The sequence below is a fragment of the Pseudomonas sp. LH1G9 genome (assembly GCF_002949975.1).
Taxonomy (GTDB): domain Bacteria; phylum Pseudomonadota; class Gammaproteobacteria; order Pseudomonadales; family Pseudomonadaceae; genus Aquipseudomonas; species Aquipseudomonas veronii.
The window spans coordinates 1,417,738-1,432,881 of the sequence record NZ_CP026880.1 but is presented as its reverse complement, the minus strand read 5'-3'; the positions used below and the strand labels follow the sequence as shown (position 1 = coordinate 1,432,881).

Annotated in this window: 15 protein-coding genes; 2 read left to right on the top strand and 13 right to left on the bottom strand. The window is 63.4% G+C overall.

Annotated features, from left to right (window positions below):
* Positions 1–54 precede the first annotated feature (54 nt).
* Both C5F70_RS06935 and C5F70_RS06930 read left to right on the top strand, forming a co-directional pair.
* A complete protein-coding gene (locus C5F70_RS06935; RefSeq protein WP_017849158.1) occupies positions 55–1,863 on the top strand; it encodes a monovalent cation:proton antiporter-2 (CPA2) family protein in 1,809 nt (602 codons plus the stop codon).
* Between the two features lie 76 nt (positions 1,864–1,939).
* Entirely contained in the window at positions 1,940–2,494 is a 555-nt protein-coding gene (locus tag C5F70_RS06930) for a hypothetical protein (RefSeq protein ID WP_017849157.1), read from the top strand.
* 130 nt (positions 2,495–2,624) lie between these two features.
* Here C5F70_RS06930 and C5F70_RS06925 read toward each other — a convergent pair whose 3' ends face one another.
* The 13 genes from C5F70_RS06925 to C5F70_RS06865 form a co-directional block, all read right to left on the bottom strand.
* Positions 2,625–3,344 carry an alpha/beta hydrolase gene (locus tag C5F70_RS06925; RefSeq protein WP_046383057.1) on the bottom strand — a complete coding sequence of 240 codons (720 nt, stop codon included), beginning with the start codon at positions 3,342–3,344 and terminating at the stop codon, positions 2,625–2,627.
* A gap of 11 nt (positions 3,345–3,355) precedes the next feature.
* Complete coding sequence (cobF, locus tag C5F70_RS06920) at positions 3,356–4,111, bottom strand: precorrin-6A synthase (deacetylating) (RefSeq protein WP_104902990.1); 756 nt, start codon at positions 4,109–4,111, stop codon at positions 3,356–3,358.
* A 45-nt stretch (positions 4,112–4,156) separates the two neighbouring features.
* Complete coding sequence (locus C5F70_RS06915) at positions 4,157–4,711, bottom strand: histidine phosphatase family protein (RefSeq protein WP_104902989.1); 555 nt, start codon at positions 4,709–4,711, stop codon at positions 4,157–4,159.
* Between the two features lie 85 nt (positions 4,712–4,796).
* The gene (locus C5F70_RS06910; RefSeq protein ID WP_046489220.1) at positions 4,797–5,774 is read right to left on the bottom strand and encodes a LysR family transcriptional regulator; all 978 of its coding nucleotides are present in this window, start codon (positions 5,772–5,774) and stop codon (positions 4,797–4,799) included.
* Between the two features lie 51 nt (positions 5,775–5,825).
* Positions 5,826–6,776: a peptidylprolyl isomerase gene (locus C5F70_RS06905; protein ID WP_046383053.1), complete on the bottom strand. Its 951-nt coding sequence runs from the start codon at positions 6,774–6,776 to the stop codon at positions 5,826–5,828.
* On the bottom strand, positions 6,773–7,243 hold the full coding sequence (locus C5F70_RS06900; protein ID WP_102618446.1) for a YbjN domain-containing protein: 471 nt from the start codon (positions 7,241–7,243) through the stop codon (positions 6,773–6,775). Before C5F70_RS06900 ends, C5F70_RS06905 begins: the two co-directional genes overlap by 4 nt.
* A gap of 20 nt (positions 7,244–7,263) precedes the next feature.
* Positions 7,264–7,890, bottom strand: a complete 627-nt coding sequence (locus C5F70_RS06895) for a hypothetical protein (RefSeq protein ID WP_017849150.1) — start codon at positions 7,888–7,890, stop codon at positions 7,264–7,266.
* An 18-nt stretch (positions 7,891–7,908) separates the two neighbouring features.
* Positions 7,909–9,609, bottom strand: coding sequence for a putative porin (locus tag C5F70_RS06890; RefSeq protein ID WP_104902988.1), 1,701 nt, complete (start codon positions 9,607–9,609; stop codon positions 7,909–7,911).
* A 42-nt stretch (positions 9,610–9,651) separates the two neighbouring features.
* Positions 9,652–10,356 (bottom strand): energy transducer TonB, encoded by a 705-nt coding sequence (locus C5F70_RS06885; RefSeq protein ID WP_104902987.1) that lies wholly within the window; start codon positions 10,354–10,356, stop codon positions 9,652–9,654.
* A gap of 3 nt (positions 10,357–10,359) precedes the next feature.
* Positions 10,360–10,785 (bottom strand): biopolymer transporter ExbD, encoded by a 426-nt coding sequence (locus C5F70_RS06880; RefSeq protein WP_017849147.1) that lies wholly within the window; start codon positions 10,783–10,785, stop codon positions 10,360–10,362.
* Between the two features lie 11 nt (positions 10,786–10,796).
* On the bottom strand, positions 10,797–12,596 hold the full coding sequence (locus tag C5F70_RS06875; protein WP_017849146.1) for a DUF2341 domain-containing protein: 1,800 nt from the start codon (positions 12,594–12,596) through the stop codon (positions 10,797–10,799).
* A gap of 24 nt (positions 12,597–12,620) precedes the next feature.
* Complete coding sequence (locus tag C5F70_RS06870; protein ID WP_104902986.1) at positions 12,621–14,207, bottom strand: ShlB/FhaC/HecB family hemolysin secretion/activation protein; 1,587 nt, start codon at positions 14,205–14,207, stop codon at positions 12,621–12,623.
* 59 nt (positions 14,208–14,266) lie between these two features.
* Entirely contained in the window at positions 14,267–14,860 is a 594-nt protein-coding gene (locus C5F70_RS06865) for a transposase (RefSeq protein WP_104902985.1), read from the bottom strand.
* Between the last annotated feature and the right edge of the window lie 284 nt (positions 14,861–15,144).

Here is a 15,144-nt window from a genome sequence, read left to right as displayed (position 1 = left end):
AAAAGCGCTCTAATAGCCGCCTGTTGATTGGCTTTAAAGATTTTGGAGTTCGCAATGCCCCATGAAGGCAACCTGTTACAAGCAGCCGTGGTGTTCCTGCTCGCCGCCGTGCTGACCGTGCCCCTTGCCAAGCGCCTGCAGTTGGGCGCGGTGCTGGGCTATCTGTTCGCCGGTGTGATCATCGGCCCGTCGGTACTGGGCCTGATCGGCAACCCGCAAAGCGTCGCGCAGTTCTCGGAGTTGGGCGTGGTGCTGCTGCTGTTCATCATCGGCCTGGAGCTGTCGCCGAAACGTTTATGGGTGATGCGCAAGGCGGTATTCGGTGTCGGCCTGGCCCAGGTGCTGCTCACCGGCCTGGTGATGGGCGGGGTCGCGCTGTGGCTGTTCGGCCAGTCGTGGAACAGCGCAATCGTGCTGGGCCTGGGCCTGGCGCTGTCGTCCACCGCCTTTGGCCTGCAAAGCCTGGCCGAGCGCAAGGAACTGAACCAGCCCCACGGGCGCCTGGCTTTTGCGATTCTGCTGTTCCAGGACATTGCGGCGATCCCGCTGATTGCCATGGTGCCGTTGCTGGCCGGGGGCGATCACCCAAGCACCCAGGCCCAGGGCGTGCAGCACGTGTTGCAGATCCTCGGCAGCATCGCCGTGGTGATCATCGGCGGGCGCTATCTGTTGCGCCCGGTGTTTCGCGTCGTCGCCAAGACCGGCCTGCGCGAAGTGTCCACGGCCACCGCGTTGCTGGTAGTGATCGGCACCGCCTGGCTGATGGAGTTGGTCGGCGTGTCCATGGCCCTGGGCGCGTTCCTCGCCGGCCTGCTGCTGGCGGACTCGGAATACCGCCACGAACTGGAATCCCAGATCGAACCGTTCAAGGGCCTGCTGCTCGGCCTGTTTTTCATCAGCGTGGGCATGGGCGCCAACCTCAGCCTGCTGCTCAGCTCGCCGCTGGTGGTGATCGGCCTGACCCTGCTGTTGATCGGTTTGAAACTGCCGCTGCTGTATGCCGTCGGCCGGCTGGTGGGCGATCTCAACCGCGAGAGCGCCTTGCGCCTGGGCGTGGTGCTGGCGGCAGGCGGTGAATTCGCCTTCGTGGTGTTCAAGATCGGCCGCGACCAGGGCCTGTTCGAACCGCACCTGTATGACATCCTGGTGCTGACCATCACCCTGTCGATGGCCGTGACGCCGCTGCTGTTGCTGGTCTGCCCGAAGCTGTTCAAGCCCAAGGTCAAACCCGTGGAAGTCCCCGAGGAATACCGCACCATCGAAAGCGATGCGCCGCGCGTGATCATCGCCGGCATGGGCCGCATGGGGCAGATCGTCGCGCGAATCCTGCGCGCGCAGAACATTTCGTTTATCGCCCTGGACACCTCGGTCGAAACCATCGAGCTGACCCGCAGCTTCGGCGGCATGCCGGTGTTCTACGGCGACCCGCAACGTCCGGAGATCCTGCACGCGGCCAAGGTCGACCGGGCGGAGTTCTTCGTTATCGCGATGGATGACCCGGAGATCAACATCAAAACCGCCGAACTGGTGCGCAGCCTCTATCCGCACATGAAGATCATCGCCCGCGCCCGTAACCGCCAGCACGTCCACCGTTTGGTGGACCTCGACGCGTCACCGGTGCGCGAAACCTTCTATTCCAGCCTGGAAATGAGCCGCCGCACCCTGGTGGGCCTCGGCCTGAGCCAAGCCCAGGCCGACGCGCGCATCACCCGGTTCAAGAACCACGACCTGCAGGTCCTCGCCGCCCAGCACGCGGTGTACGACGACGCGGCCAAGGTCATGCAGACCGCCCAGGAAGCCCGTGCGGAACTGGCGCGGTTGTTTGAAATGGACCGTCTTGAGGAAGAGTCCGACAAGGTGTGATGGTGCAGATGAACGATCTTGCGAATTTTCTGACAGAATATGGCGCAATTTCGTTCATCTACCGGAGCGCTTCTTCATGGCCACTTTCACCAAGACCGCCGTCCTGCTGGCCCTGGCGCTTAGCGCCGGCAGCGTATTCGCCGCGGCCAAGCCGGCGGATCAGACCATCTCCACCTTGGGCGGCAAGTTCAGCTTCGACCTGCCCAAGGCCTATGTCGCCGACACCCTGCCAGCCGGCAAGGCAGCAGACGGCACCGGGGATACCCAAGGTACGATGTACGCGAACCAAACCACGAAAAGTGTGGTCATCGTCGCCGAAACCGTGCGCAACGACGGGGTGACCATTAAAGATAATGACCCGCAGTTTCTCGACGGCGCAGTCGCCGGCTTCGTCAAGGACCAGAGCGCCGCCCTGCCCGACTTCAAGAAACAGAACGAAAAGAAACTGACCTTCAAGGGCCTCGGCCTGCGCCAGGTGGACAGCACGGCCACCCAAGGCGGCGGTAAAACCTTGAACTCCACCTTCCTCGGCGGTTCCGGCAATCACTTACTGGTGATCCAGGCGATTTCGCGGGCAGATGATGTGAAGGGGCATGCGCAGTTGGTGAAACTGATCACCGGCGGCAAGTAAACCGACCGTTAAAACCACACCGATCAACTGTGGGAGGGGGCTTGCTCCCGATGGCGGTGCATCAGTCATGCATGTGTTGGCTGACACACTGCTATCGGGAGCAAGCTCCCTCCCACATTTTTAGCGGTGTTCACTTCACATTGGTTTCCAGCCAGGCCTTCAAGTCCTGCACTTCCGCTGCGCTGATGGTGTGGTTCATGCCCGGATAAGTATGAAACTGCGGCTTGAGCCCCAACCCCGACAACACCTCGTTCGCCCGCGTCGCCGAGGCATACGGCAGCGCCTGGTCCAACGTGCCGTGACCGATGAAAATCGCCAACTGGCCCAATCGCTCATCCGGCTTGAGCTGCGCCTTGAGCACCGGCAACACGCTGCCACTGAGCGCCGCAATCCCGCGCACCAACTCAGGGTCACGTAACGCCACCTCGTATGACATGATCGCGCCCTGGCTGAACCCCACCAGGAACACCCGGTCAGGCTGGGTGTGGTATTTGACGGTAGCCTTGGCGACAAACGCCTTGATCAGCCTGGCGCTGCTCTGCAGGTCGTCGGTCATCCCATCGTAATCGCCGTCACCCGGCGTCTTGGTGAACCAGCGGAACCCTTGAGCGTCCACCGGCATCGGCGCGCGCGCCGACAGGTAGGTCCAGGTGGACGGCAGCGCATCCTTGATGCCGAACAGGTCTTCCTCGTTGCTGCCAAAACCGTGCAGGAAAATCACCAGCGGCTGGTTGCGCGCATCGCCCTGGGTCTGTTCCAGGTACAACAACGGCAAGTCGGTGTGCAGGTCGGAATCGGCGTGGGCGGCACCGGCCACCAGGGTCAGCACCAGCGCGAACAGTTTGAACATGGAGATCGACCTCAGGGTTTGCGCAGCAAATAAGTGTCCATGATCCAGCCGTTGGCCAGACGCGCAGCCTTGCGCACCCGTTGGATGTCTTCAGCGACTTCACTCACCTTGCCGCTGATGAGGATTTCATCCGGCGTGCCGAGGTAGGCCCCCCAATAAATGTCCAGATCCTGATCGGCCACGCTGCGGTAGGAGTCTTCGGCGTCGAGCATCACCACCAGGGTGTCGGCGTCGCTCGCCTGCCCCGCCGCCAAGCGGCGCCCGGTGGTGATCTCGATGGAGCGGCCGATGCGGTTCAGCGGCACTTTGTGCTGGGCCGCCAAGGCCTGCACGCTGGTGATGCCGGGGATCACTTCGAATTCAAAGACGCAGCGGCCACTGGCCAGGATCGCCTGCAGAATGCGGATGGTGCTGTCGTACAACGTCGGATCGCCCCAAGCCAGAAAAGCCCCCACTTCGCCGTCGGCCATTTCTTCGTTGATCATGCGCTCGAAGGTCTGCTGCTTATCGCGGTTGAGGTCCTGCACGGCGCGGGTGTAGTCGATGTCCCCGCGCACCCGCTCGGGGCAATCGGCCTCGACGAAGCGGTAGCCGGGCTCGGTGATGTAGGTCGCGCAGATCTCACGGCGCAGGTCGATCAGCTTGTCTTTGCTCTGGCCCTTGTCCATCAGGAAAAACACGTCGGTGCGGTTCAGCGCCTTCACGGCCTGCATCGTGATGTAGTCAGGGTTGCCGGCGCCAATGCCGATGATCAGGATGCGTTTCATGGGTTGCTCTCATTGCGGGGCGTGGATTTTGCCATGTTCACGCACTCAGGCGTGAGTTTCCAGGCGCAGGCGCCAGACGCCGTTGAAACGCAGCTCCGTGCAAGACAGCGGCTCCACATCGATGCGATAGAACATCGCGACGGGAAACTGCATGACGTAGAGCATCGCGGCGCGGATGACAAACGGGTGGGTGATGGCCACGACATGGCCGGATTCGGTCTGCAGCGACTGCATCCACTGCGCGACGCGCGCGCAGAGCCGATCCACCGACTCGCCACCGTGGGGTGCGCTCGCGCTGTCGGTGAGCCAGGTCGTCAGTTCGGCGCTGTCGAGCGCGGCGATGTCCTGGCCTTTCCAGTGCCCGACATCGCCATCGCGCAAGGCCTCGTCGATCTGCGCCCGATCGCCGAACAAGCTCGCCGTCTGACGGGTTCGCGCCTCGGGCCCACAGCGCAGCCGCACGTTTTTCTTGAAGCGACCGGCCAGGGATAACGCCGCGTTTTGCCAATCCATCACCAACGATTCGTCATCGGCAAAGCAGCCGCGCTTTTGCAACGGCGTGACGGCATGGCAGATCAGAGTCAAACGGGTGGCTTGCATCGCGGATCGCAGCTACAGGAACAATGAGGCCGCCAAGACTGGCGCAGTTGGGGCGATCACGCAACGTCCGGGGCCGGATCCGGCACTAATCAAACCACTCCCGCCGCCCCTCGAACGTACTGGTGATCAACTCGACAATCATCTGCACCGCCTCGGCATGCTGCACCTGCGCTTTCACCGCCAGCCACACCTGGCGCTGCATGGGCTCGGCGAGCAATCCCGGCAAGGCCACCAGGCCACGGTCGAAGCTGCCCATGTAGCGCGGCAGCAAACCGATGCAGGCGCCGCAGCGGATCATCTCGAGCATCAACGAATAGGCATGCACCTGCACGACCGCGGCCAGGCGCTGTGCCACCACCGTGTTCCATGGCTGTAAGGCGTTCACCTGCCCATCCGGCTGCCACTGCACCAGCATGTAGTCATCCAGGTCTTCGACACTGTCGGGGCGGGTTGTCAGCCGCGAGTAACGCTTGGCGATGTGCGGCAGGTACTCCAAGCGCGCCAGCACTTGAGGCGGCGCAGTGGGGAAACTCGGGCCGGGCGTGGGGCCATCGGCGTCGGAGAGCCACAGCACCACGTCAACGTCCACCGCTTGCAGGGACAATTGGCTGTCGATGGAGATGATCTCCAGGCGCACGCTGGCGTTGCGGCGCAGCAAGGCGATCAGGTCGCGCCCGAGGATGTCGTGCAGGATCGGCTCGGCCACGGCCAGGCGAATCAGCGGCTGCTCCACCACCGGCAGGCGCCGCGCATGGGCCAGGGCAATCAATTGCGCCTGCAGCAGCTGGCCATCGCGGCTGAGTACCAGGCCGTTGCCCTGAAAAATGAACAACACATGGCGCAGCTGTTCCTCCAGTTGCGCCAGGCGTTTGCGCAGCAGCGTCGCCTTGATATTCAGGCTGCGCGCCGCCTGCATGAAACAGCCGCAGCGCGCACTCACCAGAAAGTAGCGCGCGACCTCCGGCTCGATGTCGTTGGCCAGGGCCAACCAGGCGCTGCGGGACTGGCTCGGCTCGCGATAGGGTGCAGGCCCCTGGGGGCCAGACGGTTCTAGAAATGCCATGGGAGACTCCCTGTCTTGTAGGTCTTGTGCATCCAATGCGCTTGACGCGGGTTACTCCAGCACCTGGTTCAACTGCGCGCCGTCGATGCTCAAGGTCGCGGTATTGAGCATGCCTTCCAGGTACGCCTTGGCGATCTGTTCCTGGCGTTGCGCGCGCAGGGCCTGGGTCAGGCGCTCGCGCAGTTCGTCGAGGGTGGCGGTGCGCGCCGGTTGCTGGGCGGTGAGTTTGAGCACATGGAACCCCGCCGGGCTTTGCACCACCTCCGAGACCGCGCCGACCTTGAGCCGCGACACCGCTTCGCGCACCGCTGGCACCAGTTGCTGCAACGGCTGCAAGCCCGAGTCGCCGCCGCGCTGGGCGGTGTCCGGATCTTGCGAGTATTGCGTGGCCAGGGCGGCAAAATCCCCCGGCGCGGCCTGGGCCTTGCGGCTCAGTTCCTGGGCCTGGCGACGTACCGCGTCGACACTTTGCGGGTCATTCAGCGCCAGGAAGATCTGGCTGACCCGGTACATCGGCGGCGTTATCCATTGTGCTTTGCCAGCGTCGTAGGCCTGCTGCAATTCAGCGGCGCTGGGGTAGTCGGCCGGCACCTGGCTGACCGAGAGCATGTAGTCGCGAAACACGATCTGTTCGGTGGCGGCGCGGGTCTGTTGCTCCACCTCCGGGCGTTGGCGCCAGCCCTGGGCGTCGGCCTGTTCGAGCACGGCCTTTTGCGCCAGGCGCGAACGCAGCCAGCTCTCCAGGGCGCCACGGTTGCCGCGCAGTTGCTCACGGGATTCGGCCGGCAGGCTCGCCAGCACGCTTTTCAGTTCAGGCACGTCGATCTGCTGGTTGCCCAGGCGCGCCACCGCCGGCGCGCCACGCTCGTTGGGCGAGGACGTGACGACAGGCGCCGGTTGCTGAGCGGCGACCGGGTCGCTGCCCGGTCGCAGGCTCAACCCCACCGCCACCACCAGCAACGTCAGCGCCCCCGCGCCGACAACCACAGTTCGCTTCTTCACAGCACCGGTACCTCTTCAGCTACAGGTTCAGCCGCCTGGGCCTGCAACTGCGCGGCGTGCTGGCTGTACTCACGCAGGTAGACGATAAATTCCTGCAGCAGGCGGTCCCACAGTTCCAACTGACTGCGCAGGTGCGTGGCGCCAACACCGGCCACCACCACGTCCATTTCCATCAGCAGAAATTCACCCTGCACCGACAGCCGCGCAAAACGGCGCGAGGCGTTCCACACCTGGGCCAGGCCTTCGGGCAAGTCGCCCTGCACGCGCAGCGCGCAGCTGTAGGTGAAATCCACGTAGCTGCCCGGCTCCGTCGCCGGGTTGCCGAAACGCACCGCAAAGCCGATGCCCTGGCTGGCGCTGAGCAGTTGCACGATGCCGTTCTGCTCGCTCTGGTTGACCCGGTAGCCGGCCTCTTGCAGCAACTCGGTGAGGCTCTGGGCGGTGACGCTGGTGATCAATTCGTTCATGGTCTGCTCTTCCTTGTGGATCAATGATTGACGCCCGCCTGGGGCGCATCGAAGCGGGTCTTGTACAGATCGTCGCCAAAACCCTGGGCCAGTTCCTCGAACTTGACCCGCGCACCGCTGGCGAAGGGTTGGCGAATACTCATCACCTCGGCCACGTCGATTTTTTCGTAGGCCGCGAGCAACTGCTGAGCCACGCCGTACATCTGCTGATTCTTGGCTGAACATTGCTGCACTTGTGTGTCACGTTCGCTCAGTTGCGCCTGCAGGCGTGCGCGCTCGGTTTCTTTGCCCTTGGCCAACACCAGCAGTTCGTCATAAGCCTTCTTGAACTTGCCGATCTGCTCGTTGCTCGCCGCCGCCTGGGCTTGCGCCTGGCTGTGCAGGTTCTGTTGCTGGCCGGCGAGTTGCTCGGCCACGCCACGGGCCTTTTCCAGCTCGGCGGTCAATTGCTTGATTTGCGCCTGGGCCTGCTTGGCCTGGTTTTCCGCCGCCAGGCGCGCGGCACTGGCCTGGGCCTGCTCGCTTTGCAGCGCCTGCAACTGCTGGGTGGTGCTGCGCAGTTGCGTGCGCAGGCGCTCTTCCATGCCTTCGGCCGAAGCACCGGTGGTAACCAGCAGCAACAGCAGCGCGCATATTCGCGTGTTCATGGGGCATCTCCCTGCGCATCAGAAGCGCGTGTTGAGTTCCAGTTGCATCACATCGACTTCGAACGGCGCGCCATACACTTCCGACGCACTCAACCAACGCGCACTGGCGTAGATGTTCTTGTCGATGCCGTAGTTGCCGCCAATGAAGTAGCCCTTGGCGTTGGTGCCGCCGAGGTGATACGAGGAGTCGTTGAAACCGTCAGGCAAGGCGTCAGGCTGGATGTACTTGTAGCCGGCCAGCACGTTCCAATCGCCACGTTTGCGCATCTCCAGCGCACTGCCGAGGGTGAACTGCACCATCATGGCGTTGCCGCCACTTTCAAACTGGCCCTTGCTGTTGATGTTGTTGACGATCTGGCCTTCGCTGCGCTTGAGCATCTCGCCTTTGTCGTAGGCCAGGTTGCGGATGTAGTTACCTTGGGTGCGCAACTTGAAGTCGCTGGGCAGTTCGCTGTCCCAGACCAGGTTGAGGTCCAGCACGTCGAACTTGGACGCCAGGCCTACGTACTGCGGGTCTGGCGTTCTGACAGGGTCCGCCGGGTTGGTGGTGTTGTTACGCAGCAGGAACACACTGTTGCCTTTTTGCATAAAGGCCACACGCGTGCCGTCGGTGTCGCAACCGGGGGCGCCGGCCCACGGCGAACAAGGGCTGGAGCGCTCACCCTGGATGTCCTGGAACTGGTAATAGGCCGCGGCGAGCTTAAGGCTGTTGCCGCGGTTGATCTTCCAATCGGCGCCGATTTGCCCGCCGAACAGCCATTTGGTCTGACTGTCTTCCTTGTCGATGCCGTTGCTGCTGGCGGCATCCGCAGTGTATTCGACCGGGAATGCACCGAGGGTGCCGAACAGGCCCCACTCGTTGTTGAGCTTGTGGTTGAAGATCGCGGCCACGCCGTCGAAATTGAGCTCGTTGGAATACATCATGTCGGTGGCGTAGAACGGATTGGCGATTCGCCCGCCGGTCAAGGTCATGTAGTCGGTGGTTTTCCACCTCAGGTAACCCTGGTCGAGCCAGATGTCCTTCTTGCCGAAGCCACCGCCCAGGGTCTGGGTAGTGGACACCGGGTTATTGTCAGAGCCGGTGCCCAGGCGAATGCCGGCGGTCCATTCCGGCGAGATCACCGCTTTCATGCCCAGGCGCGCACGCAGGCGGAACAGGCTTTCGCGGTCTTCACGGGTGTTGAGCAGCGGCGGCAACTTGGTGTTGGAGTTGCGGTTGACGTCGTAAGGCCCGTTCTCATTGAGCTTGGCGTAATCGAGGATTTCATTGCTGTTGCTCCCCGAGAAATAGCGCGACTCGTCACGCAGGCGGATATCGCCATCAAAGCTGATGCGCGAGACCCAATCCGGGAAGGTATTGGGCTGGGCCCAGTTTTCCTGCTTGGCGGTGGCCATGACTTCGGCCTTGACCTGATCGCGGATCTGGTCGCGTACCGCTTGCGGCACATACTGCACGCGCACATCGCCAGGTGCCGCCGTCGGGCCGCTGGCGACTACCGGCGCGGCATTGGCCTGGCGTGCCTGCTGGGCCTCTTTTTCTGCCTGGGCGATCAGCCCATTGGCGGTGTCCTGGGTGAGCACGCCTTGCTGTACCAGCAGGCGGATCAGGTTGATCGTGACGTTTTCCGAAGGGGCGACCGGGGCGGCCGTCGCCTGGCCGACCAGGGTCGCGATGACCATGCCGACCGCCAGGGTCAGGCGATTCACGGGGGAAATCATTCGTAAGCAACTCCTGTAAAAAACTGCAAAAAATGGGTTCGATCAATCCGGACGCCGACCCTTGAGGGACAGGCGCACCGGCATGCTCACCGAGGCTGGAACGCGTTGCGCGGCATGCGGTACACGCAACGCCGCCAGCACCTGGGCATCGGTCTCGCGGTCGCCGCTGGACTTGGCCAGCTCCACACGCGTGACCTGGCCCTCGGCGCTCAACCACACATCCGCCTGTACCGCGTAGGCCTTTTTGCGTAACTCCGGGTCTTCCCTCAGCAGGCGTTGAAACACCCCCGCCAGGTATTGCTTGTACGTGCCGGCACCGAGGCCACCGCCGCCGGAACCGGCCATGCCACCGCCCTTGCCCGCGCCGATGTTGAAGCCGTCGTTACCGGACTGCGCATCGCCATCGATCTGCATCGGGTTGGCCAAGTCGTCGGCCGGCGAAGGCGGTGCTTCTTCCGCCGGTCTCACCTCTTCGGGCTCCGGCGTGGGCACCGGCTCGGGTACTTTTTCTTCCACCTGGGGCTCGGGTTCCTTGGGTTTTTCCGGCGGCGGTGGCGGCGGTGGCGGCAACGGGATAATGGTCGGCACCTTGGGTGCTTCGCGGCGTACCCCACTCATGTCATTGGCCCATTGCCAGAGAAACCAGGCGGCCACGGCGCCCAGCAGCAGGCCGGCGCCCCACTTCAGCGGGCGCAGCGGCGGCTTGTTCTTCACGGGCAACGGCGGCATCGGGATCTGTGCGGTCATGACTCAGCCCTGGCTCGGTTTGCCGGTGACCAGCCCGACCTGGGACAGCTCCAACCGCCGCAGCAGGTCGAGCACCTCGATCACCTTCTGGTACTGCACCGTGGCGTCGCCGCGCACGATCACCGGGAAATCCGGGTTCAGCGCTTTCTCGATGCGCAGGCGCTCCTCCAGCTCGCCGAGGGTGACCGGGTAGGCATCGAGAAACACCTGGCCGCCGTCGTTGACGGAGATGGCCTTGGTCTTGGCCTCCGACAGCGACACCGAGGCGCTGGCCTTGGGTAGATGAATCTGGATGCCCGAGACCTGGGCGGTGGCGGTGAGGATGAACATCACCAGCACCACCATCAGCACGTCCACCAGGGGCGTGATGTTGATGCTGTCGACGGCGGCATCGTCGTCATCGTCGTGGGAGGCATTTACGGAAGCCATGGCGATTCTCCTCAGGCCGAAACCGGCGCGTGGTGCGGCACGCGGTGCGCCGCGTCACTGAACTGGCTCTCGCCGTGCATCTCCGCCAGGCGTGTGATGAACTCGTCAACGAACACGCGCATGTCGGCGCTGACTTCCTTGTTGCGCGTGATCAGACGGTTGTAGCCGAACAGCGCGGGGATCGCGACGAACAGGCCCATGGCCGTGGCCAGCAAGGCCGCCGCCATGCCCGGAGCGATCGCATTGATATTCACGTCGCCGGCCATGGCCGTGCCGAGGAACACCACCATGATGCCCAGTACCGTACCCAGCAGGCCGATGTACGGGCCGCCGGCGATGGCGTTGGACAGCGTCGACAGTTTGGAACTGAGTGCCTGGTTTTCGCGGGTACGCACGCCGTCCATGGAGCAACGGATGGCTTCGATGGTGGCCGCCGACACCGATGAGGTGTCGGCGCCCTGGGCGCGGCGGGTGCGGATCTCCTTGACCGCCACGCAGTACAGGCGCCACAGCGAAGAATGGCTCAGGCGTTCGGCGAGTACGCTGTCGTCGTAGAACATTTCCAGGCGGGTGCCGATCTGCGCGAACTGCTCGCGAAACGCCTCGTTGGCACTGCTCACACGGCTGACCATGCGGTTCTTGCGAATCATGATGACCCACGACTGGAACATCATCGCCACCAGCACCAGGATGATCACCCAGGCATCCACCGGCACCGCGTTGAGCAGAAAGCCCAGGCTGCCGAAACCGAAGCCCGACTGTTCTTCATCCACGCCGTAAGCGACCAGTTTCGACTCGGCGCCCTGGGCACTCGCATCGGCCAGCAACACGGTCGCCGGGCGGGCCACCTTGGACAGGCGCAGCTCATCCATCGCCCCGGCAAACGGCAAGTGCGGGCCGGCTGCTTCCGGCAGATCGGCGCCGATCGCCAGTTGTGTATTGAACGCCGGCATCGCCACCGCCAGGCTCGCGGTTTCGCGGCCGTTGACATACAGCGTGACTTTTTCACCCTCGGCGGTGAACGCCAGGTGCTGCCATTGACCAGGGTTCAATGGCTGGGTCGAGACGGCGCGCTGGCCGTCGACTTCCACGAACGGCATGCCTTGGTTCAACCCGAGCAACAGGCTATGCGGAGCCTCACGCCGGGCGAGGACGATCTGCTCGCCGCTGGCCTGGTCCAGGCGCAGCCAGGCGCTGAATGTGAAGGCGCCACCGGCGGCATGTTGCAGCGACGGGCTGGCCGGCAACAGCAAGGGCTGGCCACTGAACTGCAAGGCCCGCCCGACCACGCCGTCGATGCTGCTGCCGGTGGCATTCAGCGCGGTGTTGGCGTAGGCCGTGGTGTCCCGTGGCGGTGTGCCGCTGGCCCCGTCAAAGTGATACAGCGCGGTGTAATTCGGGTCGAAGGTCAGCTGGCCGTTGGCGGTGGCCGGGGCCTTCTGGTTGCCGTAGTACATCCACAGGTCCTGGCGCTGAGCGCCTTCGACCTTGGGCACATCGACCCAGATCAGCGCCATGCCCATCAGCGGGTCGAAGCTTTCGATCTGGTGGTTGAACACGGTCTTGTCATCGGCACCGACAAAGCGCAGGTCGCTGCCGTCATCCTTGACCCCGTCAAAGGTGAAGTTGCCGGTGTGCAGGCGCACCAGCAGCGCGGTGCGGCCCAGAGCCTGGTTGATCGCGGCGCCTTGGGCGGTGGTGTCCACGCTGATCTGTTTGCGGTAGTGCCAATCGTCCTGCCACCAGGCATGGGCGGTGGCCGGGAGCGCGAAGCCCAGGCAGATCAACAGGCTCAGGAATAGGCGTTGCATGGGAAGAATCTCCGGGGAAAAGGGTCAGAAGGTCGCCTGCACACTGAAGTGCAGTCGCGAGTCCTGTTTCTGGGTGTTTGGTCCGTCGAGCAGCGGGTAGCCCCAATCCAGGCTGCCGGACAACCATTTGCTCAAACTGGCGCGGGTGCCAAGGCCGACACTGGCCAGGCTGTATTCGTCTTCCTGCTCGGGCAGCGGGTCGTGCAGACGCAGGCGCGCGCCTTCGGCGAACGCGTAGAAGCGCCACTCCTGCACATAACTGCCGAGGAACTTGGCCAAAGACGGTGTGCGCAACTCCTGGGAGAGCAGCAACCCCTCATCCCCCGTGCGCTCGGCCGCCAGGTAACCGCGCACCGAGGTGGCGCCGCCAGCGGAATACTGCTCGTTGGACACCAGCGGTCCCGAGGCCAGCTGGAAGCCGGCCTTGGACGCCGACTGCCAGTCGTTGGCGAAGGTGTAGGTGTAATTGGCATCGCCCTTGAGCACGGCGAAACTCGGGCTGGAGTCCCAGCGCTTGGCACGGAATTCTTCGGCATCGCTGCCGTAGCCGAAGAACGCCCGGGTGCCCACCACCAGGTTCAACCCCAGGCCCAGCTGGGATTTTTCGCTGTAGCGGTAGCCGTTGTAGCCAAAGGTGAACGGGGCATACTTGAGCGGCACCTGGTCGCTGCTGGCGCCGAATTTCAGTTGTTCGTCGAAGTCCTTGAAGTCGATGCCGAAGGAGAACGAGTTGGCCCAGTTCCCGTCCAGCGGCAGGTTGTAGATCGCCGACACCCCGTAGGAATGGCCCTTGCCCAACACGTTGCTGCCGCCGATAGTGGCGATGTTGCTGTCGGACTGATAACCGGAAAACTGCAAGGTCCAGCGTTCATCCAACGGCGCGCTGTAGGAACCCGACCAGACCTTGGCATTCGAGCTGTCCTGGGGCGCGGTGAAATACGTCAGCGAGATGCTGTGGCCCAGTTGCCAGAGGTTGTCGTAGCCCAGGGTCGCGACCGAGCGCAGCTTCTCGGTGTCGGCGCTGTAGTCGTTGTTCAGGCCAATACTCGCGTGCCACGGATTCTGGTCTTCCACCTGCAAGTCGACGTCCATCGTGCCGGGGCGCTGCCCCTCGCGGACCAGCGGCGTGACCTGGCGCCCGGCACTGCGGTTGAGCCCGGCCAGCTGGGTTTGCACGCTGGCGAAATCCGGCACGGCGCCTTCCTTGAGCGCCGGTACTTCCTCGCGGATTTCCACCGGCGAGTAATGCTTGGCCCCCACCACCCGCACGCGGCCGACCTTGGTTTCGCTGACTTGCAGGTAGACGATGCCGTCATCGACCTTCTGCTCCGGCAGCTCCACAAACACCGATTGGTAGCCACGCGCCTGGTAGATCTTCTGCAGCGCGTCGCGGGCGCCTTCGATATCGTTCAGGGTCTTTTGCGGGCCGAGAAACGGGTACACCGCCTCTTCGATCGTTGCCGCATCGAGCACGGTATTGCCGCGCACGAAGTACTCGTTGACGTCCACCCGGCGCGCCGGGGCATCGCCCTCCTCGGCCAGCGCCGGCTGCACCAAGGTGCCCAGCGCCAGGCAACACAGCGCCAGCGTTGACTTGAACAGATGCTCCACACAGCCCCCTAAATGTCTAAAATGTTGCGCCCTCGCCGATTGCACGGCGTTTGGCCTGCTCAATTGCGGGTTATCGAAAGTTGGCTGTGCCGTGCCAGCCAGGTGTGCAACAAGGCGAAGTTCAACGAGAACTCCGGCATGTGCAGCAAGGCGCCACAAAACACTTCACCGATGACGGTCTGGATCAATTGCACCGCCCGCGGGTTGCTCAACAGGGTGGCGATATCACGCTGCAGCACTTGGATGCCCCACACCTTCTGGTGCAGGTCGAGGCCGACGAACCAGCGGAACAGCAGGTTGTAATTGAGCTGTTCGTGCAGTTGCTGTTCGCTGGGCACGGAGTACAGCAATTGCAGCAGCAGGATCTGCAACACGGTGCGCGGCGCGATCTGCGTCCCGGGTGCGGGCTGCAGCAGGTCGTGGTGCCGGTCGAACACCGCATCGATCTGCGGGCGCAACAACACCAGCGAATGGCCGGCGGGGATGTAGCTGGAGACTTCCTTCAAAGCGCCCTGCCAATCGTCCTGCGAAACGATCCACACCCAGGGCGCGCCGTAGCGGTACACCGAAACCGGCTTCTTGCGCGCGGCTTCGACGATCTTCGACAGGCGCTGATCGAGCTCCTGCATGCCGACTTTCGAGTAACGTTCCATAGTTCCCATGTGCCCCACTCCTGGCGTCCTGCTGACGGCTGGGGAGACGACTTGTGGCCGCCTCCAGCGCGTTACATAGGCAAGACGGGCGTAGCCGGGCACTACCGAACTTTTGTCACGAAAGCTTCATTTTGGATTGAGTGGGGGGCATTTTTTGGGGAGGGGGTGATCGGCTACATGTCCGGTTCTTTGGGTTCTGATCCATGGAGATATCTGATCCATGGAGATCAAAATGTGGGAGGGGCGGTGCGACGATTCGACTTGCCCCCTCCCACCCTTCCAGC

Bases quoted from the DNA above. Each gene is read 5' to 3' on its own strand.
- C5F70_RS06935 (WP_017849158.1), top strand. From the start codon at position 55: ATGCCCCATGAAGGCAACCTGTTACAAGCAGCCGTGGTGTTCCTGCTC.
- C5F70_RS06895 (WP_017849150.1), bottom strand. From the start codon at position 7,890: ATGAACACGCGAATATGCGCGCTGCTGTTGCTGCTGGTTACCACCGGT.
- C5F70_RS06890 (WP_104902988.1), bottom strand. From the start codon at position 9,609: ATGATTTCCCCCGTGAATCGCCTGACCCTGGCGGTCGGCATGGTCATC.
- C5F70_RS06915 (WP_104902989.1), bottom strand. From the start codon at position 4,711: ATGCAAGCCACCCGTTTGACTCTGATCTGCCATGCCGTCACGCCGTTG.
- C5F70_RS06875 (WP_017849146.1), bottom strand. From the start codon at position 12,596: ATGCAACGCCTATTCCTGAGCCTGTTGATCTGCCTGGGCTTCGCGCTC.
- C5F70_RS06885 (WP_104902987.1), bottom strand. From the start codon at position 10,356: ATGACCGCACAGATCCCGATGCCGCCGTTGCCCGTGAAGAACAAGCCG.
- cobF (WP_104902990.1), bottom strand. From the start codon at position 4,111: ATGAAACGCATCCTGATCATCGGCATTGGCGCCGGCAACCCTGACTAC.
- C5F70_RS06910 (WP_046489220.1), bottom strand. From the start codon at position 5,774: ATGGCATTTCTAGAACCGTCTGGCCCCCAGGGGCCTGCACCCTATCGC.
- C5F70_RS06930 (WP_017849157.1), top strand. From the start codon at position 1,940: ATGGCCACTTTCACCAAGACCGCCGTCCTGCTGGCCCTGGCGCTTAGC.
- C5F70_RS06880 (WP_017849147.1), bottom strand. From the start codon at position 10,785: ATGGCTTCCGTAAATGCCTCCCACGACGATGACGACGATGCCGCCGTC.
- C5F70_RS06925 (WP_046383057.1), bottom strand. From the start codon at position 3,344: ATGTTCAAACTGTTCGCGCTGGTGCTGACCCTGGTGGCCGGTGCCGCC.
- C5F70_RS06900 (WP_102618446.1), bottom strand. From the start codon at position 7,243: ATGAACGAATTGATCACCAGCGTCACCGCCCAGAGCCTCACCGAGTTG.
- C5F70_RS06865 (WP_104902985.1), bottom strand. From the start codon at position 14,860: ATGGAACGTTACTCGAAAGTCGGCATGCAGGAGCTCGATCAGCGCCTG.